Genomic DNA, 20,464 nt, shown 5'->3' on the forward strand with positions numbered 1-20,464 from the left:
CTCACAGAGGCGTCACGTAGGCGCCGGAGATGCCGCCGTCGACCAGGAAGGTGTTGGCAGTGATGAAGCTGGACTCGTCCGAGGCCAGGAACAGCACGGCATTGGCCATCTCCTCGGGCTCGGCGAACCTGCCCATCGGCACGTGGACCAGACGTCGGGCTGCTCGCTCGGCATCCTTGGCGAAGAGCTCGCGCAGCAGCGGCGTGTTGACCGGCCCGGGGCACAGGGCGTTGACGCGCACGCCCTGGCGGGCGAACTGGACGCCGAGCTCACGCGACATCGACAGCACGCCTCCCTTGGACGCGGAGTAGGAGATCTGGGAGGTGGCTGCTCCCATCACCGCCACGAAGGACGCGGTGTTGATGATCGAGCCCTTGCCCTGCTCGAGCATGTGGGGCAGGGCCGCCTTGCAGCAGAGGTAGACGCTGGTCAGGTTGACCTCCTGCACCCGACGCCAGGCGTCCAGGTCGGTGTCGAGGATGGAGTCGTCCTCGGGAGGCGAGATGCCGGCGTTGTTGAAGGCGATGTCGACAGACCCGTAGGTGTCCTTGGCCGTCGCGAACAGCGCGTCCACCTGGTCCTTGTCGGTGACGTCCACCTGCACGTACGTCGCCACCTCTGATCCGCCCAGTTCGGCCACCACTTCAGCGCCGCGGACGGCGTCGATGTCGGCAATGACCACGCGTGCGCCTTCTTCGACGAACCGGCGTACCGTCGCCAGGCCGATGCCGGAGCATCCTCCGGTGACGACCGCGACCTTGCCTTCGATGCGTCCTGCCATGTGCTGTTCTCTCCTGTCAGTGGTCGAGCTGTGCTGGTGGTCGAGCCTGTTTCGGTGGTCGAGCCTCTGTCGGTGATCGAGCCTGTTCGGTGGTCGAGCCTGTGTCGGTGATCGAGCCTGTGTTGGTGGTCGAGCCTGTGTCGGTGATCGAGCCTGTCGAGATCAGTGGGCGATGAAGACGTTCTTCTCCTCGGTGAAGGCCATGGGGGCGTCCGGGCCGAGCTCCCGCCCGAGCCCCGACTGCTTGTAGCCACCGAAGGGTGTCCAGTAGCGCACCGAGGCGTGCGAGTTGACGCTGAGATTCCCGGCCTCGATGGCTCGGGCCACCCGTAGGCCGCGCCCGAGGTCACGGGTGTAGATGGACCCGGACAGGCCGTACTCGGTGTCGTTGGCCAGCTCGACCGCGTGGGCCTCGTCGTCGAACGCCATCACCGCCACCACCGGCCCGAAGACCTCCTCTCGCCAGATCGGGGCACCGGGGTCGTCGGCCAAGACCACGGAGGGCGGCACCCAGAAACCGTCGCCCCCGGGGTGGCTGCCGGCGAAGGCGACCTCGACGTCGTCCAGGTAGCCCTGCACGGTGGATCGCTGACCGGCCGAGATGAGCGGGCCCATCTCGCTGGTCTCGTCGGTGGGATCGAGGACCCGCATGCCCTCCACCGCCTGCTGCATGAGGGACAGGAACTCGTCGTGGACGGAGCGCTCGACGAGGATCCGGGAACGTGCGCAGCAGTCCTGTCCGGCGTTGTCGAAGACGGCGTACGGCGCACTGGCCGCCGCCGCCGCGAGGTCGGCGTCGGCGAAGATGACGTTGGCGCTCTTGCCGCCGAGCTCCAGGGTCACCTTCTTCACCTGCTCCGCGCAGCCGGCCATGATCCGCTTGCCGACCTCGGTGGAACCGGTGAAGCAGACCTTGCGCACCAACGGGTGCGTCACGAACCGCTCTCCGACCACCGAACCCTTGCCGGGGATGACGGTGAGCACGCCTTCGGGCAGTCCGGCCTCCAGGGCCAGCTCCCCGATCCGGATGGCGGTCATCGGCGTCAGCTCGGCGGGTTTGAGCACGACGGTGTTGCCCGCCGCCAGCGCGGGAGCGAAGCCCCACGCGGCGATCGGCATGGGGAAGTTCCAGGGCACGATGATCGCGACGACCCCCAGCGGCTCGTGGAAGGTCAGGTCCACGCCGCCGGCGACCGGGATCTGGCGCCCGAACATCCGCTCCGGCGCGGCCGAGTAGTAGTTCAGGCAGTCCCGGACGTTGCCCGCCTCCCACCGCGCGTTGCCCCAGGTGTGCCCGGCGTTGGTCACCTCGAGACCGGCCAGCTCGTCGATGTGCTCCTCGACCACCCCCGCGAACCGGCGCAGCAGCCTGGCCCGATCGCCGGGGGCCATCGCCCGCCACCCCGCGAACGCCTCGTGGGCCCGGGCGATGGCTGCGTCGGTCTCCTCGACGGAGGCCAGGTGGATGTCGGTGACCGGCTGGGCCGTCGCCGGGTTGATGACGGTGTACACGTTGCTGGTCGAGCTGGTCGAGCTGGTCGAGCTTGTCGAACCGGTGTCGGTGGTCGAGCGTGTCGAGACCAATGTCAGAGCCTTTCGAATCCGCGCTGGAGCTCCCAGTCGGTGACGGCAGCGTTGTAGGCGTTGAGTTCCACGTCAGCCATGTTGAGATAGTGCTCGACGACCTCGTCCCCCAGGGCACCCCGGGCGACCGCGGAGTTCGCGAACCGTTCACGGGCCTCACCCATCGTGGTGGGCACCTTCGGCAGGCCGGAGGCGTAGGCGTTCCCGACAAGCTCCGGGCCGAGCTCCAGTTCGTTCTCGATCCCGTGCAGGCCGCCGGCGATCATGCTCGCCAGCGCGAGGTAGGGGTTCACGTCGGCTCCGGGCACCCGGTTCTCCATCCGCGCACCGGCGCCACGCCCGACCAGGCGTACGGCGCAGGTGCGATTGTCCATCCCCCAGGCGATGGTGGTGGGCGCGAAGGATCCGTCGGCGAAGCGCTTGTAGGAGTTGATGTTGGGGGCGTACAGCAGGGTGAAGTCAGCGGTCGTGGCCAGCACCCCCGCCACGAACTGGTCGTAGAGCGCCGTGCGCTGCCCGGACTCGGCGTCCCAGAAGACGAGCTCACCGTCCAGGCCGCGCAGGGAGAGGTGGATGTGGCAGGAACTGCCCTCGCGCTGGTTGTACTTGGCCATGAAGGTCAGTGACTGGCCGTGCTGGGCGGCGATCTCCTTGGCGGCGTTCTTGTAGACGGCGTGGTTGTCGGCAGTCACCATCGCCTCGTCGAACAGGAAGCCGATCTCGTGCTGGCCGAAGTTGCACTCACCCTTGGCCCCCTCGACGTTCATGCCTGCGGCGTACATGTGGTTGCGGATGTCGCGCAGCAACGGCTCGACGCGGCTGGTGCCGAGGATGGAGTAGTCGACGTTGTACTGGTTGACCGGCGTCAGGCCCCGGTAGCCCGCGTCGTGGGCCGCCTCGTAGGTGTCGGTGAACGCGACGAACTCCAGCTCGGTGCCCGACAGTGCCGTCCAGCCCCGGTCCGCGACCCGTTCGAGCTGGCGGGCCAGGATGCCGCGGGGGGACTGGAGCACGGGGGAGTGGTCCGGCCAGACCAGGTCGCACTGGATGAGGGCGGTGGCAGGCAGATGGGTGAGCAGCCGGATCGTCGCCTCGTCCAGGACGAACTCCATGTCGCCGTAGCCGCGCTCCCAGGAGGAGATGGCATAGCCGTCGACGGTGTTCATGTCCACGTCCACCGCGAGCAGGTAGTTGCAGCCCTCCGTCCCGTGCCCGACCACGTGATCGACGAAGTAGTTCCCGTGCAGCCGCTTGCCCTGGAGCCGGCCCTGCATGTCGGTGAACCCCACGATGACGGTGTCGATCGCACCCATGCGGATCCGGTCGACGAGATTGCCCATCGTGAGATGGCGTTCGTTCCTGGTGCTCACTGCTTCTCCTTCGATTCCTGTGCCTCAGCCGAGCAGACCGCGCAGCAATGCAGCGGTGTCCGCGCAGTGTTCGCTCATCACCCGACGTGCCCTGCGCGCGTCGCCGGCGAGGATCGCTGCGACGATGGCTTCGTGCTGGGCGTTGGAGTGGTCGATGTTGACTGCGAGGACCGGGATCGCCTGCAGCATGTCGTGCAGGTCTGCCTGGACCTGCGTCACCGCCGCGATGGTGAGCCGCGATCCGCAGGCGGTCGCGATGGCGAGGTGCAGCCGGGAGTCGCACTGGCGGTGATCGGCTGGTGACTCGGCGGCTCCCACGGCCGCGAGGCAGTCGCGCAGCATCCTCTGGGTGGCCTCGTCGAGGTCGCGCTCGGCGGCCAGTTCGGCGGCGCCGGGCTCGACCACCCGGCGAAAGGCCAGGGCGTCGAGCAGCTGCGGGGTGCGGCCCTTGAGGGCAGCGGCGGCCGAAGCCCGTGGCGCCCTGGGCCGGTGGAGTACGACGGTGCCGCCGCCACGTCCCCGGGTGGTCTGGACCATCCCGGCGGCCCGGAGCGCGGCGATGGCCTCACGCAGGGTGGCCCGAGACACCGACATGCGCTCAGCAAGCTCCCGCTCCGGTGGCAACACGGTGTCGCGCGGGTAGACCCCGAGCCGGATGGCGGTGGCCAACTGCTCCACGCAGGCCTCGAACGCGTGGTGACCGCGGACCGGGCGCAGCACCGCTCCGGTGAGGTCAGCCGAAGGCGAGGCCGTCATGGGCGTCAGTTTCGTGAACGGCGGCGGGCCTGTCAATGGTCGGAATTCATACCAATTTTTCACGAACGTATTTACGCCGTTGCAGCGACGGGTTTAGCCTCCGGTTCAAACGCTGGTCCGTATCCCGAGAAGGTGTCACATGCCTGAAGCCCACGAACCACTCCCCGAACACCCTGTCGTCGAACTGACGGCGGACGAGAAACATCTTGCAAAACTCGGGTACAAGCAGGAACTCGACCGATCCTGGTCGGGTTTCTCCAACTTCGCCATCTCCTTCTCCATCATCTCGATCCTCGCCGGATGTTTCACCACGTTCGGCCAGGGGTTCAACAACGGTGGTCCCATCGCCATCTCGTGGGGCTGGCCCATCGTGTCGCTCTTCATCCTGATCATCGGCTTCACGATGAGCGAGCTGGTGTCGGCGTACCCCACCTCGGGAGGCATCTACTGGTGGGCCTCGAAGATGGGTGGACCGGCTGCCGGCTTCTTCACCGGCTGGCTGAACCTGATCGGCCTCGTCGCCGTCACGGCCTCGGTGGCCTACGGATGTGCGACCTTCATCGACCTCACCCTGAGCACCTTCTCGACCGGGTTCGCCGACGGCTACTCATTGACGCGGGTGTTCCTGATCTTCCTGGTCGTGCTCGCAGCAGCAGCCCTGCTGAACATCTTCAGCGGACATCTGATGGCGGTGCTCAACAACATCTCGGTGTGGTGGCACGTGTTCGGTGCCGCTCTGATCGTCCTCATCCTCATCTTCGTCCCCGATCAGCACCAGAGCTTCAGCTATGTGTTCACCGAGCGCTTCAACAACTCCGGCTACGACGGAGGAGCCACGAGCGGTGCGGCGTACTGGTTGCTGGTGGCCCCCTTCGGCCTCCTGCTGACGCAATACACGATCACCGGGTTCGACGCCTCCGCGCACTTGTCGGAGGAGACCTCGGCCGCGTCGTCCGCGGCGGCCAAGGGGATCTGGCAGTCGATCTTCTACTCGGCCATCGGAGGCTGGATCCTGCTGCTGGCCTTCCTGTTCGCGGTGCCGAACGGGGCTGATGGCGCCGCCGACAACGCCGGGGTGGGCGGTGGTGGTGTGGCCTACATCTTCGTCCAGTCATTGGGCAACGACACAGCGGCGCTGGTGTTGGCGATCTCCGCCATCGGCCAGTTCTTCTGCACGATGGCTTGCATGACCAGTGCCTCGCGCATGACCTTCGCGTTCTCGCGCGACGGTGCCATCCCGGGCTCCGGCTACCTCTCTCGACTCAGCTCCAGCAAGGTCCCGGCCAATGCGGTGCTCATGGTCGCCGTGGTCAGCGCGATCATCACGCTGCCGGCGCTCATCGAGGTCAACATCGGGACCGCTGAGGAGCCCCTCATCGTCCCGACGGCCTTCTACGCCGTGGTGTCGGTGGCCGTCATCGGGCTCTACCTGGCGTTCCTGATCCCGATCTGGCTGCGCTGGCGCATGGGCGACTCGTTCCAGGCCGGCAGCTGGAACAACGGGGCGAAGTACAAGTGGATGAACCTGATCGCGGTGGCCGAGATCGCCATCATCTCCGTCTACTTCATCCTCCCCTTCGTCCCACAGGGCAACCCCTTCGGCGGCGACTTCTCGTGGAAGTTCGTGAACTACGCACCGATCCTCACCTTCGGGGCTCTGGCGTTGCTCGGCATCTGGTGGCAGGTGTCTGCCAAGAACTGGTTCACGGGCCCGAAGCACACGATCGACGAGGCCGTCGTCAAGGCCTTCAACGACTGACGTGCATGAACTCGACGAGCTCCTCGACCAGGTGCCGGCACTTGCCGGACGCAGCCTGGTCGAGGAGCTCTCGGGCGGCCTCACCAACCGCAACCTCAAAGTGGTCACGGCGTCGGGGGTCTACGTGGTCCGCTGCTCGCAGAGTGACGCCTCCCTGCTGGCGATCGACCGCGACGCCGAGCACCTCAACACCGCGGCAGCCGCGGCCGCCGGGGTCGGGCCCGGCGTGGTCGACTACCGGCCCGATCTCGGTCTCCTGGTGATCGACTTCCTCGAGGGGAGGACGCTGACGGAAACTGACTTCGCTGATCCCGCGGTGCTCTCCCGCGCGGCCCAGGCGTGCCGACGGCTCCAGGCAGGGCCGCGCTTCACCGGGCGCTTCGACATGTTCGAACGGCGCGACGACTACCTCGCCACCGCCCGCGCCCACGGCTTCGCGCTGCCGGCCGACTACACGCGTTTCGATCCCGCTTGGGCGGACGTCAAGGCCGCCCTCGCCGCCACGGCCGGGCCGCTCGCGCCGTGCAACAACGACCTGCTCGCCGGCAACTTCGTCGACGACGGCACCCAGATCTGGCTGATCGACTACGAGTACTCGGGCAACAACGATCCCTTCTTCGAGATCGGCAACACGGCTACCGAGTGCGAGTTCAGCCCGGACCAGACGGCCGCCTACACCGAGGCCTACCTGGGCCGAGCCTCGCGCGCCCTGCTGGCCCGGGTCCGGTTGCAGAGCCTGGTCAGCGAGTACGGCTGGTCCCTCTGGGGCTTCATCCAGGCGGGCTCAAGTCCGTTGGACTACGACTTCGCAGGCTGGGGTCAGCACCGCTTCGACAAGGCCGCCCGCACCTTCACCAGTCCCACCTTCCGCCACCTGCTCGACGAGGTCCAACTCGATGACTGAACTGCCTTCCCGTGCCCGCGTGGTCATCGTCGGAGGTGGGGTCATCGGCGCAAGCGTGGCCTACCACCTCACCCGCCTCGGCTGGAACGACGTGTTGCTCATCGAGCAGGGGCGGCTCTCGTCGGGGACCACCTGGCATGCCGCCGGCCTGGTGGGGCTCCTGCGGGCCTCGGAGAGCGGCACCCGGCTGGTGCAGTACTCCGCCGAGCTCTATGCCGCACTCGAGGCGGAGACCGGCCTGTCCACTGGCTACCAGCAGTGCGGAGGCGTGATCGTGGCGCGCACCGAGGACCGCATGGTGCAGCTGCGGCGGACGTCGGCCACTGCGGCGGCGTACGACTTGGACTGCGCGATGCTGAGCCCGGCCGAGGCCGCCGAACGCTGGCCGGTGATGGCGATCGACGACCTGCTCGGCGCCATCTGGTTGCCGGGCGACGGCAAGGCGAACCCGACGGACCTGACCATGTCGCTGGCCAAGGGTGCGCGCCAACGCGGGGCCCAGGTCTGCGAGAAGGTCCGGGTGACAGGTTTCACCACCGAGGACGGACCTGCCGGCCGCCGGGTCACCGGCGTGCGGACCGATCACGGGGACGTCGAGGCCGAGGTGGTCGTCAACTGTGCGGGCCAATGGGCCAAGGCTTTGGGTGATCTGGTCGGGGTCACGGTGCCGCTGCACTCGGCCGAGCACTTCTACGTGGTCACCGACCAGATCGACGGTGTGCACCCCGGCCTCCCGATCCTGCGAGACCCCGATGGCTACACCTACTTCAAGGAGGAGGTCGGCGGCCTGGTCGTCGGTGGCTTCGAGCCCGAGGCCAAACCCTGGGTGGCCCCGGACCAGATCCCGCACCCCTTCGAGTTCCAACTGCTGGACGAGGACTGGGAGCACTTCTCCGTGCTCATGGACGAGGCCGTACGCCGCATCCCGGTGCTGGCCGAGACCGGGATCCGCAAGTTCTACAACGGCCCGGAGAGCTTCACCCCGGACAACCAGTTCGTCCTGGGAGAGGCTCCTGGCCTGCGCAACTACTTCGTGGGAGCAGGATTCAACTCCGTCGGCATCGCGTCCGCCGGCGGCGCTGGCCGCGCTTTGGCGGAGTGGATCGTCGAAGGCACCCCCACGATGGACCTGGTCGGGGTCGACATCCGCCGGTTCGCAGCCTTCAACGGCAACCAGCGGTGGCTTCGCGAACGGGTGGCCGAGGTGCTGGGCCTGCACTACGCAGTGCCATGGCCGAACCGGGAGATGACGACTGCCCGGCCGTTCCGCACCTCGCCGTTGCACGATCGGCTCGCCGCGGCCGGCGCCGGATTCGGCTCCCGCATGGGCTGGGAGCGCCCCAACTTCTTCGCCCCGTCCGGGGAGTCCGCCGAGATCGAGTACTCCTGGGGCAGGCAGAACTGGTTCGCCTGGTCGGCGGCCGAGCAGCGTGCCTGCCGCAGCGCGGTGGCGGTGTTCGACCAGACCTCCTTCTCGAAGTACGCCGTGTCCGGCACGGACGCGACGGCCGACCTGCAGTGGATCTGCGCCAACGACATCGATGTGCCGATCGGCACCGCCGTCTACACCCCCTTGCTGAATGAGCGGGGTCGTTACGAGTCCGACCTCACGGTCACCCGCACCGGGGAGGCCGACTACCTGCTGGTGAGCAGCTCTGCGACCACGGTGCGCGACCTGGACTGGATCAGGCGCAACCTGCGGACGGGAAGCACGACCAGCGTCGTCGATGTCACCACGGCGTACGCCGTGCTGGGGGTGATGGGGCCCGCCTCGCGCGACCTGCTCGCCCGATTGACAGACACCGACCTGAGTGACGCGGCGTTCCCCTTCGCCTCGAGCCAGGTGATCTCGTTGGACATGGCCACGGTCCGGGCGACCCGGATGACCTACGTCGGCGAGCTGGGCTGGGAGCTCCTGGTGCCGGTGGAGTTCGCGGCCATCGTGTATGACGCGGTGATGGCGGCCGGGGTGGACCTGGGGGTGGTCAACGCCGGCTACTACGCCATCGAGTCGCTTCGTCTCGAGAAGGGCTACCGTGCCTTCGGCCGGGAGCTGACTCCGGACCTCACACCGGTGGAGGCAGGTCTGGTCTTCGCCACCGGGCTGGGCCGGGTGGACCGCCACGGAGCAGAGCTCGACTTCCTGGGGCGTACGGCGCTCGAGGCCCATCGCGAGGCACTGCGGCAGGGTGGTCCGCGCAGGCGGCTGGTCAGCCTCGTCGTCGGGGACGAGGAGGCCACCTTGTGGGGTGGGGAGCTCGTCCTGCGCGACGGCACGCCCATTGGCCAGGTGTCCAGCGCGGCCTGGGGAGCCACCGTCGGTGCGGGCGTCGCACTGGCCTACGTCCGGCGGGAGGAGCCGATCACTGCTTCCTGGCTGGAGGCAGGTGGGTTCGAGGTGGATGTGGCCGGACGCCTGCACGGTGTACGTCTCTCGTTGCAGGCGCCCCTGCGCTGATCAGCCGACCTTGATGACCCGGGTGCCCGCGAACTTGTCGTGCCAGCCGAGCCGGGCGACCGTGTCGCCGTTGATGGTCACGGCGATCATGATGACGGCCACGATCTGGGCAGGCACGCTGAGCAGGCCGATGACCGGGACCACGCCCAGGATGCTCAGAGCCATCCAGATGTTGCGGCGCGCGGATTCCTCGACCGTGGGGTTGCCGCCGGTGGCCCCGAGCACCCGCAGCTTCATCACCATCTTGCCGAGGGTCTGGCCGCGCGTGCTCTCGAGGTAGATGAAGTAGCCCATCTGCAGGGCCACCAGGATGATCGTTGTCGCGGCGCCCGCGACGTAGCTGTTCACCCCACCCAGCAGGACGCTGCCGACGACCATGACCCCGAGAATCACCCAGACCACGGCCAGCAGGACGCCGTCGATCAGGCGAGCCACGAAGCGGTCGAGCAGTTCGGCTGGCCGGGACCCGGTCTGAGGTACGCCGTAGGCGGACGGATCGGGCGGGGGCGGAGGTGTGTAGCTCATGTGCGGATCCTTTCGAGGCGCGCCGGAAATCCACGCGTGGATCACAATGTAGAGGTTGAGCGAAGCCGCGTGGCCCCGAACGGGCAACTAGCGAAGCCGGATCACCGTGGTGCCGCCGGCAAATCGGTCGTGCCACCCCTGGCGCCGGACCGGGTCGTTGCTGATGCCCACAGCGATCATCAGCCCACCCGCGAGAAGGGCACCCAGCCCGATCAGTCCGCCGATCCCGGGGATGGCGGCCAACAGCGGGTAGCCCATGAAGAGGTTGCGTCGCAGCGCCTCCTTCCGCGTCGGCACCCCGCCGTCCGGACCGACGGTGCGCAGCCTCATCACCATCTTGCCGACGCTCTGGCCACGCGTGGACTCGAGCAGGGTGAAGTAGCCGACGTAGATCAGGGCACTGACCAGCGCGGTCACCGCACCGATACCGGCAGCGGTGTCGGCGCTGATCTTCTCGGTGGGTCCGATGCCGAAACCTACCCGGACGATCAGCGACACCACCGTGAAGTTGACCAGCAGCAGGAGCACTCCGTCGATCAGGCGAGCCGAGAATCGCGCGCCCAGGCCGCCGGGGACGGTCTCAGCCTGCGAACCGCCCGACTTGGTGAAGTCGGGCGGCGGTGGGTTCGTCATGCGAGTTCCTCTCGTTGCTGATGGGCCTGAGTGCTCAGGTACGCCGAGTGCCAGCGTTCGATCTCGGCGTACACCCGGGCGCGCACCGGCGGGCGCGACAGGACGGTGTCGTGCCGTGCGCCTTCGATGCCGACGATGGTGACGTGGCGGCTCACGGCGGGAGACCAACGTCGGATGTGCGCCACGTCGAGGACGATGTCGGTGTTGTGCACGACCTCGTCCATCTCCACCGGGGCGCCTGTGGCGGTGGAGCAGAGCACCAGCGTGGGGATGGTCAGGTCCAGTCCCGCCTGCAGTTCGGCATGTCCGCGCCGCACGGCTCGCAGCCAACCGGCGTGGACCGGCCAGGAGGACAGCGGCTTCCAGTCCAGGCTGAAGTCCCACTCGCCCTCGTGATCGCGATGCAGGCTGCGGGCATAGAAGCCGGAGACGTCGCGGGGCAGGACCCGCTTGGGCTGGAGGGCGCCGAGGCGATCGATCACCTTCGTCCCGAGGGTGCGCAGCAGCAGTGATCCGCGCAGGTCGAACCAGGGCGAGTTCAGGACCATGCCCACCGCCTCGGCAGGGCTTCGGTCGTTGGCCCACAGAGGCACGATCAGACCACCGGTGCTGTGGGCGCTGAGGATGACCCGAGCATGGCCGTCACGACCGGTGATCCGGGTCCACGCCTCGTCGATCTCGGCGAAGTGTTCACGCAGGTCAGCCACATAGTTCGGGGTCTGGTGCTCGCCCAAGGACCGGCCGTACTTGCGCAGGTCGACGGCGTAGAAGTCGTAGCCCCTCGCGGTCCACCACTCGGCGTACTCGGTCTGGAAGAAGTAGTCAGCGAACCCGTGGACGTGGAACACCGCGCCGACCGGCCTGGAGACCCCGTCGGCGGGGCGATGCACGAGCGTCGCGACGACGGCGCCCTCGTCGTCGTCGGCGAGCACGATCTGCTCGGCCGTGTACGGCGCCCCCAGGATGTCCGGCTCGGTCATGGGCGCAAGTCTGACAGGGACCGGCCCGGATCAGTGCTGGTAGGTGCCCATGACGATGGCCCGGCCCAACGTCTTGAAGGCCAGGTTGAAGGAGACGACCGCGGGGGAGGCGTCGGCGTCGACGCCCAGGCTCTCCTCGCCAACGGCGTGCACCACGAAGTAGTAACGGTGCACCTGGTCGCCCTGCGGCGGTGCGGCGCCCATGAAACCTGCCGCACCACCGTCGTTTCGGACGTGGAAGGCGGGACCGGGCAGGTCGGCTGCCGAGGCTCCCGCTGCCAGGGAGGTCACATCGGCGGGCACGTCCACGAGAACCCAGTGCCAGAAGCCACTCGGGGTGGGGGCGTCGGGATCGAAGCAGGTGACCACGTAGGACTTCGTGCCTTCGGGTGCACCGCTCCAACTGAGCTGGGGCGAGGTGTTGCCGAGGTCGGCCACCTGGTCGTCCTTGAGCGGCTGGCCATCGGTGACGTCGGCGCTGGTCACCGAGAAGGTGGCCGTGCGTGGCAACAGGTCGTAGGGGTCGGGGGCAACGGGGCGATCAAGGCTCATGCTCGAAACCTAGTCCGCAGGGTGGTCCGGGCCAACCAGGTGTGACGCTCGGGGCGTCACTTCGACACAATGACCGGGTGGACACCTCCGAGGACCTGCTGGCCGAGACCCTGGGTTCGATCCGTCCCCTCGACGTGGAGGCGATGCACGCCGCCCGGGCCCGTCAGTCCCAGTTGACCAAGCCACCTGGTTCCCTCGGCGTGCTCGAGGAGGTGTCGGTGACCTTGTCCGGCATCCAGCGTCGCTGTCCGCCGCGGGTGCCGGAGGAACTGGTCGTGGCCGTCTTCGCCGCCGACCACGGGGTCGTCGCGAGTGGGGTCACTCCCTGGCCCCAGGCGGTGACCACGGGCATGGTGGAGAACTTCCGGGCAGGCGGTGCCGCGGTCAACGTCCTGGCGGCGGAGGCCGGCGGGGACGTGGTCGTCGTCGACATCGGGGTCGCCTCGGACCTCAAGGAGGACGAGGTCGTCTGGGTGCGCAAGATCCGACCGGGGACCGCCGACCTGTCGCGGGGACCGGCGATGTCACGCACCGAGGCCCACGACGCCGTCGCGGTGGGGATCCAGGTGGCCAGGGACCTCGTCGCGCGGGGGTACGACGCGCTGGCCACTGGCGACATGGGCATCGGCAACACGACGGCGTCTGCGTGCCTGATCAGCTTCCTGACCGGGCGCCCGGCTGACGAGATCACCGGTCGTGGCACCGGCATCGACGACGACATGCTCGCGCGCAAGACCCGGATCGTGGCCGAGGCCGCCGCTCGGATCCCGGGCGACGCGGATGCGATCGACGTGCTGGCCGAGGTCGGAGGGCTGGAGCACGCCGGCCTGGTCGGGTTGATCCTCGGAGGCGCCGCCGCCCGGGTGCCCGTCGTACTCGACGGGGTGATCGCGGGTGCCGCCGCCCTGGTGGCACAACGGATGGCACCGGACGCGATCGGCTACTGCTTCGCGGGTCACCGCAGCGTCGAGCCGGGCCACCGAGCTGCACTGGACCAGCTGGGGTTGCGACCACTGGTCGACCTCGACCTGCGCCTGGGTGAGGGGAGTGGCGCCGCGCTGGCCTTCCCGCTGATCCGGTCGGCCGCCGCGGTCCTGCGCCACATGGCCACGTTCGAGAGTGCGGGAATCGACGCGTGAGCGAGTTTCCTCCCTACCCGTCCGGACTCCGTCTCGCTGGACGGCGGGTGGTCGTGGTCGGTGGTGGCAACGTGGCCCAGCGGCGGGTGCCGGTGCTCATTGCCTCAGGCGCCGACGTCACGCTGGTCTCACCAGTGGTCACGCCCGCCATCGAGGGACTCGTCCCCGAGATCACCATCGAGCTGCGTGAGTTCGTCGACTCCGATGTCGAGGGCGCCTGGTACGTCATCGCTGCCACGGCGAATCCTGAGGTGAACGCCCGGGTCAGCAGGGCCGCGGAAGCCCGACGGATCTTCTGTGTCCGTGCCGACGATGCCTCCGAGGCGACTGCCTGGACGCCAGCGACGGGGCGGCACGAGGGGGTCACCGTCGCGGTGCTCGCCAATCGTGAGCCACGCAAGTCAGCCGCGATGCGAGACGAGATCCTGGTGGCGCTGCGTGAGGGAGTCATCACCGCCACCCACGACCGCACGCCGGGCGTCGTGCTGGTCGGCGGTGGCCCCGGTGATCCGGAGCTCGTCACCATCGCGGCCCGCAACGCCCTGGCCTCCGCAGATGTCGTGGTGGCCGACCGGCTCGCCCCACGTGAGCTGCTTGACGAGCTGGGCCCGCACGTGGAGCTCATCGACGTCGCCAAGCTGCCCCGGGGGCGGTCGGCCTCGCAGGAGGAGATCAACCGCCTGATCATCGACCGGGCCCTGGCCGGCAAACGCGTCGTCCGGTTCAAGGGTGGTGACAACTTCGTCTTCGGCCGGGGCTACGAGGAGATGCTGGCGTGCGCCGAGGCCGGAGTCCCGGTCACCGTGGTCCCCGGCCTGACCTCGGCCATCTCGGTGCCCGCGCGAGCCGGCATCCCGGTCACCCATCGCGGGGTCGCGCACGAGTTCACCGTCATCTCCGGGCATCTCCCACCGGGCCATCGCGACTCGCTCGTGAACTGGTCTGCTGTGGCGCAGCTGCGGGGCACTGTCGTCCTGCTCATGGCGGTGGACAATGCGGCTGCGATCGCTACGGCACTGGTCGCGGGTGGCCGCCCGCCGGGGACCCCTGCCGCGGTCGTCGTGGAGGGCACCATGCCAGGTGAGCAGCGGGTGCTCACGACGCTGGGCGCCCTGGGCGCCGACATCGCCGCGCTCGGTCTTCGGCCGCCAGCGATCATCGTGATCGGTGATGTCGTGGCAGTGGCGAACCCTGATCACTATGGGTGATCGCATCGAGGTCGGTTCCGCGGACGACCCGCGGCTGGCCGACTACCGAGACCTGCGCGACGTCCAGCTGCGCAAGCACCTCGAGGCGACCCACGGCCTGTTCGTCGCGGAGGGCGAGAAGGTCGTCCGCCGAGCGGCCGAAGCGGGTTTCACCGCCCGCTCCTTCCTCATGTCCCCGCGGTGGCTCGAGGGGCTGTCCGACGTCCTGGCGGCGTCCAGCGCACCCTGTTACGTCGTGTCCGAGGAGCTCGCCGAGGAGGTCACCGGCTTCCACGTGCATCGCGGCGCCCTCGCCTCCCTGGAACGCCAGGCGCTTCCCACGGTCTCGTCGGTGCTCGGGGGTGCTCGTTCCGTCCTCGTGCTGGAGGACATCGTCGACCACACCAACGTCGGGGCGATCTTCCGCAGTGGGGCCGCCCTCGGCTTCGACGCGGTGCTGTTGTCCCCACGATGTGCCGATCCGCTCTATCGTCGCTCGATCAAGGTGGGAATGGGAGCCGTCTTCACGATGCCGTGGACCAGGCTCGACGACTGGTACGACGCGATGCCGATGCTGTCCACGGCCGGCTTCACCACGGTGGCGCTGACCCTGTCGGAGGACTCGACCCCGATCGACGAGGCCGTGGCCGGTCTCGACAAGGTGGCCCTGGTGCTGGGCTCCGAGGGCCACGGACTCTCATCGCGCTGGGAACAGGCCACCGATCGACGGGCCATCATCGCGATGTCGGCGGGGATTGACTCGCTCAACGTGGCCGCCGCGACAGCCGTGGCGTGCTACGTCACCGCTCGCCGCTAGAACAGCTCGGAGAGATCGCTGGCAAGCGCTCCCATGGCCACGACCGGGACCGCTGCGAAGAGCATCCGCATGCCGAGGGTTCCGGGTCGCGACCGCCGCAGGGGCTCCAGCAGGGCCCTGCGCAGCGGGAGGAGGATCGCCACGACGGCGCCCACCGCAATGCCCACCAGGAGAGCCAAGGGGAAGCCGACCAGCAACAACACGGGCAGGATCCACCGCCGACGGCCCTGCGCGGTCCACGAATCGGGATCAGCCGCTGCGTCCACGGTGACGGTGAGCAGCACTCCCATCGCGAACGGCAGCGTCACGAACAGCGTGACCGCCAACCACGTCGGCTCGAGCAGGGTGAAGTCGACCCCCTGCGGATGGATCACCAGGGCGCCGACCACGGCACCCGCGGTGACTCCGACGACCAGTCGGCGCAACCACGCGTCCCCGATCAACCACGGAGCAACCGCCACGTAGGCAGCAGCCCCGATCAGGCCCAGCGCGGCCCCGAGGGACACCAGCTGGTAGGTCCCTCCTGCAGTGACCTGACCGATCACGAAGCCGTCGTCGGAGACCGTGCCGACCACGGCGTCGGGCGACGTCACCCGCAGCACGTACATCGCCAGGCGGCTGCCCAGGCCAGCCACGATGATGCCGAGTGGCACTCCGGCGACCACGATGATCCGCAGCACCTCCAGGAGCTCCGCGGGGTACGTCGACCGGGCGCCATGCGTCAGCGGTGGCTGTTGCATCTCCCCAGGACAGCGCGGCCACCGGACCTGGTCAATGCGTGGGGCGGCCCGGTCCAGACCTGGCGGCGTCAGGCGGGCCAGCCGGCGGGGAACTCGTCGGTCACCTTGTCATGGGCCTTCTGGAGCTTCTTGCGGCTCTTGGCGCTGATCCGGTCCCCGAAGACGGTGCCCATCAGGTGATCGGTCTCGTGCTGGAGACAGCGGGCCAGCAGGCCGTCCCCGGAGAAGGTGACGGGCTGGCCGTCCAGGCCGACACCGTCGACGCGGGCCACACTCGGCCGTGCGCACTCGACGAACGCTCCGGGGAAGGACAAGCAGCCCTCATCTGCCTCGTCCAGCTGACGCGTCGGTCCCTCGGGGAGGGTGAGGACCGGGTTGCAGACGACCCCGAGGACCCGGCGGTCGTCGTCATCAGGGCAGTCGAACACGAACACCGAGAGGTCGACCCCGATCTGACACGCAGCGAGGCCGACCCCGTCGGCGGCATACATGGTGGCCACCATGTCGGCGGCCAAGGCGGACAGTTCTTCGTCGAACTCGGTCACCGGCTTCTGGAGCCGGTGCATCACCGGGTCGCCCCACCGGGTGATCGCCCGGACGGTGCCCCCCGTCGGCAGTGGTCCGTAGGGCAGCAGGGGCGCGGGCGGGGTCGAGGCGGCCATGGGCACACCCTAAACGGGTCAGATCAGCGGCTTGAAGGGGTCGTGCTCGGAGAGGATCTTGTCGACCCTGGCCTGGTCGAGACGGGACACGACGGCCTGGGTCTCCTGGGCGTCACGCACGCACTTGGCGAGGGTGAACGACGAGGTGGTCAGGAACATGGTGCCGAGGCCGAGGAAGGCCCGGATCCACGGATCGACGGGCAGGTAGAAGACCGCGAAGATCATGGTCAGCAGGGCGACCCCGAAGGACAGGCCGGCCTGGAGGAAGAAGGCGTTGGTGGTCTTGGTGGTGTTGGGAGTGGTCATGGGTCAACTTTCGCGGCCCACGCCCGGCCGCGTACCTGCACGACTACCCGATTCCAGGTGAGTACTCGACACCAGATCTGAGCACTGCTCGGATGAAGGGCATGAAGCTCTACGCCGACAGCCCGGGCCGCCGTACTGCGCAGGTCGCCGCCGACCTGTTCCTCGTCGCGTTCGTCGCGGCGAGCATCTGGCTGGCCCTCGGGGTCCACGAGGTGGTGGACGCGCTGGCGGCCCCCAGCCGCACCGCCACGTCGTCGGCCACGGATCTCGCCTCGAGCCTCCGGAACGCCGGTGAGACCGTCGGTGGCATCCCGTTGGTCCCCGACGGGGCGTCAGCACCCTTCGACGAGGGTGCCTCCGCTGCTGACAGCATCGCCTCGGCGAGTCGCAGCACCACCGGCGCCATCCAGGACCTCGCACTGTGGCTGGCCCTGTCGACCGCAGCATTGCCGATCCTGCTCGCGCTCGCCGCCTACCTGCCTGGCCGGGTGCGCTGGATCCGCAACGCCACTGCCGGCCAGCGCTTCATCGACTCCTCCGACGACCTCGACCTCTTCGCACTCAGGGCACTGACTCGTCAGCCACTGCACGTCCTGGCCCGGGTCAGTGACGATCCAGCTGGCGCCTGGCGTCGCGGCGAAACCGATCTGATCCGCTCGCTGGCCCTGTTGGAGCTGCACGACTACGGACTCGCGGCGGGTCCGGATACGGTGCCTTCATGATCGATCCCCACATGAGCCCGGAGGACTTTCGTCGTCACGGACACGAGGTGATCGACTGGATCGCCGACTACTGGGACACGGTCGCCGACCAGCCCGTGCTGGCGAGCGTCAAGCCGGGCGACGTCGCCGCGATGCTGCCCCACGAGGCCCCCGAACACGGTGAGTCCTTCGACGCGGTCCTGGCCGATCTCGACCGAGTGCTGATGCCGGGGATCACGCACTGGCAGCATCCTCGCTACTTCGCCTACTTCCCGGCGAACTCCTCCCCGGCCGCGATCCTCGGTGACCTGATCAGCAGCGGAATCGGCGCCCAGGGGATGATCTGGGCGACCAGCCCGGCCGTGACCGAGCTCGAGCAGGTGGTCCTGGACTGGCTGGCGCGGGCGCTGGACCTGCCGACGGCCTTCCTGAACTCCGAGGGCGGACCGGGCGGCGGTGTCATCCAGGACACCGCCTCCACGGCGACCTTCACCGCGCTCCTGGCTGCTCTGCACCGTGCCACGGGTGGGACAGCACGCACCACCGGGGTCGAGCCGGCCCGGTTCGCCATCTACGGGTCGAGCCAGGCGCACTCCTCGTTGCTGAAGGCCGCGATGATGAGCGGGCTCGGTGAGGACAGCGTGCGCACCATCGCCGTCGACCCCGGCAGCCAGGCAATGTCGGTTCCTGCCCTGCGCAACGCCGTGGCCGCCGACCGGGAGCGCGGCCTCACCCCACTGATGATCCAAGCGGCGGTGGGGACCACCTCAACCGGCGGCTTCGACCCCGTCGCTGATCTCGGCGAGATCGCCCGTGACTGCGGCGCGTGGCTCCACGTCGATGCCGCATGGGCCGGTGTGGCAGCAGTCTGTCCGGAACTGCGCTGGGTCAACGCGGGAGTGGGGGAGTACGCCGACTCCTACGTCACCAATCCGCACAAGTGGCTGCTGACCACCTTCGACTGCAGTGCCTTCTGGGTCCGCGACCGCGCCGCCCTGATCGGTGCCCTCTCGATCCTGCCGGAGTACCTTCGCAACCCCGCCACCGAGTCTGGCGCCGTGGTGGACTACCGCGACTGGCACCCTCAGCTGGGCCGGAGGTTCCGGGCGGTGAAGCTCTGGACCGTCCTGCGCACCTACGGACTGGAAGGGTTGAGGGCTCACCTGCGCTCGGGAGTGGAGCTCGCGGCGCACTTCGCAGCTCTCGTGGAGGGCGACGACCGGTTCGAGCTCGTCACCCCACCCTCCCTCGGGCTGGTGGTGTTCCGAGCCATCGGGCCCGAGCAGCTGACCATGGACCTCATGGAGGCGATCAACGCCTCGGGGACCGCCTATCTCAGCCACACGAAGGTCGAGGGACGCGCCGCGTTGCGGCTGGCCGTGGGTGGTTGGCGCACCACGCGAGCCGATGTCGACCTGACGTGGCGTGAGCTCGGCCGTCTGCTCAGCAGTTGAGGGAGGCACCGGCGCTGGCCGGTGAGTGCAGCAGCGCCGGTGTGGTCCCGAGTGCCGTGAGAGCAGCCACGATGGCCCCGGCGATCGCGTCCATCTCGCTGCGCGGTGCCAGCACGATGGCGCTGCCACCGAAGCCACCCCCGGTCATCCGAGCCCCCAGTGCGCCGCGGTCGAGCGCCACGTCGACCACCTCATCGAGCTCGGCGCACGACACCTCGAAGTCGTCGCGCAGCGAGAGGTGCGAAGCGGTGAAGAGCCGTCCTACCTCGGACCAGTTCCCCGACCCGACCGCGTCGACCACGCTCCGGACCCGGGAGATCTCGGTGACCACGTGACGTGCCCTGCGCGCCAGGATCGGATCATCCAGGGCAGTCAGGTCATCGGCCTGGCCTAGGTGGGTGACTCCCAGCACCTCAGCGGCCGCCTCCGACTCAGCCCGGCGGTTGCCGTAGCCACCGTCCGCATGGCTGTGGCGAACTCCGGTGTCGACCACGAGCAGGCTGTGCCCCGCGGACTCCGGGCGCCACGGCACCTGCCGAACGACGCGCTCAGATCCCGCGGCGAAGTCCAGCAGGACGGCGTGACCGGCCCGGGCCAGCACCGACACCGTCTGGTCGAGGCCACCTGTGGGCGCCCCGACGCCGTCGTTCTCCGCGCGGATGGCGGCCTCGACCAGGTTCCTCGACGTGAGCTGCCCGTCGGCGACGGCTGCCACGGTCGCGCAGATCAACGCAGCTGAACTGGACAGACCGCTGCCCATCGGGACCTGACTGTCGATGTGCACGTCCAGGCCGTTGACCGCGATCCCCGCCTCGCGGGCCGCCCACAGTGAGGCCAGCACGTAGGAAGCGTCGCCGGTGGCCCCGGGCACGAGATCCGCGGTGCTGCCCTCCCAGTGACCTGTCTGGTCACTGACCACCCGGATGATCCCGTCGTCGCGTCGCGCGACGGCGGCGTACGCCGCGTGCGGAAGCGCGATGGGCAGGCAGAGGCCGCCGTTGTAGTCGGTGTGCTCGCCGATGAGGTTGACCCGGCCCGGCGCCCGGCCGATCGCGTCGGGAGCGGCCCCGAAGCGTGCCGTGAAGGCAGCGCTCGCCGCAGCGGTCAGGTCCGGAGAGGGGAGGTATTCCACGCGGGACATCGTAGGCCGGTAGAT

20 protein-coding genes are annotated in these 20,464 nt (G+C 68.8%); 8 read left to right on the top strand and 12 right to left on the bottom strand.

The annotated features are described in order from the left end of the window. Nucleotide 1: 1 nt before the first annotated feature. The 4 genes from AB7I40_RS17370 to AB7I40_RS17385 all read right to left on the bottom strand — a co-directional run bounded on the left by AB7I40_RS17370 (nt 2) and on the right by AB7I40_RS17385 (nt 4,491). On the bottom strand, nt 2-781 hold the full coding sequence (locus tag AB7I40_RS17370) for a 3-oxoacyl-ACP reductase (RefSeq protein WP_428344393.1): 780 nt from the start codon (nt 779-781) through the stop codon (nt 2-4). Nucleotides 782-943: 162 nt separating this feature from the next. Beyond that, entirely contained in the window at nt 944-2,365 is a 1,422-nt protein-coding gene (locus tag AB7I40_RS17375; RefSeq protein ID WP_428344394.1) for an aldehyde dehydrogenase family protein, read from the bottom strand. A 2-nt stretch (nt 2,366-2,367) separates the two neighbouring features. Then, complete coding sequence (locus AB7I40_RS17380; protein ID WP_428344395.1) at nt 2,368-3,735, bottom strand: glutamine synthetase family protein; 1,368 nt, start codon at nt 3,733-3,735, stop codon at nt 2,368-2,370. Nucleotides 3,736-3,759: 24 nt separating this feature from the next. Beyond that, nucleotides 3,760-4,491, bottom strand: coding sequence for a FadR/GntR family transcriptional regulator (locus AB7I40_RS17385; protein ID WP_428344396.1), 732 nt, complete (start codon nt 4,489-4,491; stop codon nt 3,760-3,762). Nucleotides 4,492-4,630: 139 nt separating this feature from the next. On the opposite strand from AB7I40_RS17385, the gene AB7I40_RS17390 reads away from it, so the two are divergent. From AB7I40_RS17390 to AB7I40_RS17400, 3 genes are read left to right on the top strand one after another with little or no spacing between them, the layout of a single operon-like run. Continuing rightward, entirely contained in the window at nt 4,631-6,250 is a 1,620-nt protein-coding gene (locus tag AB7I40_RS17390; protein WP_428344397.1) for an amino acid permease, read from the top strand. Nucleotide 6,251: 1 nt separating this feature from the next. Beyond that, nucleotides 6,252-7,154, top strand: a complete 903-nt coding sequence (locus AB7I40_RS17395) for a choline/ethanolamine kinase family protein (protein WP_428344398.1) — start codon at nt 6,252-6,254, stop codon at nt 7,152-7,154. Next, nucleotides 7,147-9,612 (top strand): GcvT family protein, encoded by a 2,466-nt coding sequence (locus tag AB7I40_RS17400; RefSeq protein WP_428344399.1) that lies wholly within the window; start codon nt 7,147-7,149, stop codon nt 9,610-9,612. The genes AB7I40_RS17395 and AB7I40_RS17400 overlap by 8 nt, the downstream gene beginning before the upstream one ends. Here AB7I40_RS17400 and AB7I40_RS17405 read toward each other — a convergent pair whose 3' ends face one another. The 4 genes from AB7I40_RS17405 to AB7I40_RS17420 all read right to left on the bottom strand — a co-directional run bounded on the left by AB7I40_RS17405 (nt 9,613) and on the right by AB7I40_RS17420 (nt 12,302). Beyond that, entirely contained in the window at nt 9,613-10,137 is a 525-nt protein-coding gene (locus tag AB7I40_RS17405; protein WP_428344400.1) for an RDD family protein, read from the bottom strand. A gap of 87 nt (nt 10,138-10,224) precedes the next feature. After that, a complete protein-coding gene (locus AB7I40_RS17410) occupies nt 10,225-10,770 on the bottom strand; it encodes an RDD family protein (protein WP_428344401.1) in 546 nt (181 codons plus the stop codon). After that, on the bottom strand, nt 10,767-11,750 hold the full coding sequence (locus tag AB7I40_RS17415) for an alpha/beta hydrolase (RefSeq protein ID WP_428344402.1): 984 nt from the start codon (nt 11,748-11,750) through the stop codon (nt 10,767-10,769). Before AB7I40_RS17415 ends, AB7I40_RS17410 begins: the two co-directional genes overlap by 4 nt. 30 nt (nt 11,751-11,780) lie before the next feature. Continuing rightward, nucleotides 11,781-12,302, bottom strand: coding sequence for a YbhB/YbcL family Raf kinase inhibitor-like protein (locus tag AB7I40_RS17420; RefSeq protein WP_428344403.1), 522 nt, complete (start codon nt 12,300-12,302; stop codon nt 11,781-11,783). A gap of 77 nt (nt 12,303-12,379) precedes the next feature. Between AB7I40_RS17420 and cobT the strand changes: the two genes are divergently transcribed. From cobT to AB7I40_RS17435, 3 genes are read left to right on the top strand one after another with little or no spacing between them, the layout of a single operon-like run. Further along, nucleotides 12,380-13,441: a nicotinate-nucleotide--dimethylbenzimidazole phosphoribosyltransferase gene (gene cobT, locus AB7I40_RS17425; RefSeq protein ID WP_428344404.1), complete on the top strand. Its 1,062-nt coding sequence runs from the start codon at nt 12,380-12,382 to the stop codon at nt 13,439-13,441. Beyond that, on the top strand, nt 13,438-14,649 hold the full coding sequence (gene cobA / locus AB7I40_RS17430; protein ID WP_428344405.1) for a uroporphyrinogen-III C-methyltransferase: 1,212 nt from the start codon (nt 13,438-13,440) through the stop codon (nt 14,647-14,649). Before cobT ends, cobA begins: the two co-directional genes overlap by 4 nt. After that, the gene (locus AB7I40_RS17435) at nt 14,642-15,445 is read left to right on the top strand and encodes a TrmH family RNA methyltransferase (protein WP_428344406.1); all 804 of its coding nucleotides are present in this window, start codon (nt 14,642-14,644) and stop codon (nt 15,443-15,445) included. Before cobA ends, AB7I40_RS17435 begins: the two co-directional genes overlap by 8 nt. On the opposite strand, the gene AB7I40_RS17440 is transcribed toward AB7I40_RS17435, so the two are convergent. The 3 genes from AB7I40_RS17440 to AB7I40_RS17450 all read right to left on the bottom strand — a co-directional run bounded on the left by AB7I40_RS17440 (nt 15,442) and on the right by AB7I40_RS17450 (nt 17,153). Further along, the gene (locus tag AB7I40_RS17440) at nt 15,442-16,185 is read right to left on the bottom strand and encodes a hypothetical protein (protein WP_428344407.1); all 744 of its coding nucleotides are present in this window, start codon (nt 16,183-16,185) and stop codon (nt 15,442-15,444) included. The two genes, AB7I40_RS17435 and AB7I40_RS17440, sit on opposite strands and share 4 nt — an antisense overlap. Before the next feature lie 68 nt (nt 16,186-16,253). Next, on the bottom strand, nt 16,254-16,847 hold the full coding sequence (def, locus tag AB7I40_RS17445; protein ID WP_428344408.1) for a peptide deformylase: 594 nt from the start codon (nt 16,845-16,847) through the stop codon (nt 16,254-16,256). An 18-nt stretch (nt 16,848-16,865) separates the two neighbouring features. Further along, nucleotides 16,866-17,153, bottom strand: a complete 288-nt coding sequence (locus tag AB7I40_RS17450; protein WP_428344409.1) for a YiaA/YiaB family inner membrane protein — start codon at nt 17,151-17,153, stop codon at nt 16,866-16,868. Nucleotides 17,154-17,254: 101 nt separating this feature from the next. Between AB7I40_RS17450 and AB7I40_RS17455 the strand changes: the two genes are divergently transcribed. Together AB7I40_RS17455 and AB7I40_RS17460 are read left to right on the top strand one after the other, a co-directional pair. Next, on the top strand, nt 17,255-17,875 hold the full coding sequence (locus AB7I40_RS17455; protein WP_428344410.1) for a hypothetical protein: 621 nt from the start codon (nt 17,255-17,257) through the stop codon (nt 17,873-17,875). After that, a complete protein-coding gene (locus tag AB7I40_RS17460) occupies nt 17,872-19,308 on the top strand; it encodes a pyridoxal phosphate-dependent decarboxylase family protein (RefSeq protein WP_428344411.1) in 1,437 nt (478 codons plus the stop codon). The genes AB7I40_RS17455 and AB7I40_RS17460 overlap by 4 nt, the downstream gene beginning before the upstream one ends. Here AB7I40_RS17460 and galK read toward each other — a convergent pair. Then, the gene (gene galK, locus AB7I40_RS17465; RefSeq protein WP_428344412.1) at nt 19,298-20,449 is read right to left on the bottom strand and encodes a galactokinase; all 1,152 of its coding nucleotides are present in this window, start codon (nt 20,447-20,449) and stop codon (nt 19,298-19,300) included. The genes AB7I40_RS17460 and galK overlap by 11 nt on opposite strands. Nucleotides 20,450-20,464: the final 15 nt, after the last annotated feature.

The sequence above is a fragment of the Nocardioides sp. genome, from assembly GCF_050246775.1.
Lineage (GTDB): Bacteria > Actinomycetota > Actinomycetes > Propionibacteriales > Nocardioidaceae > Nocardioides.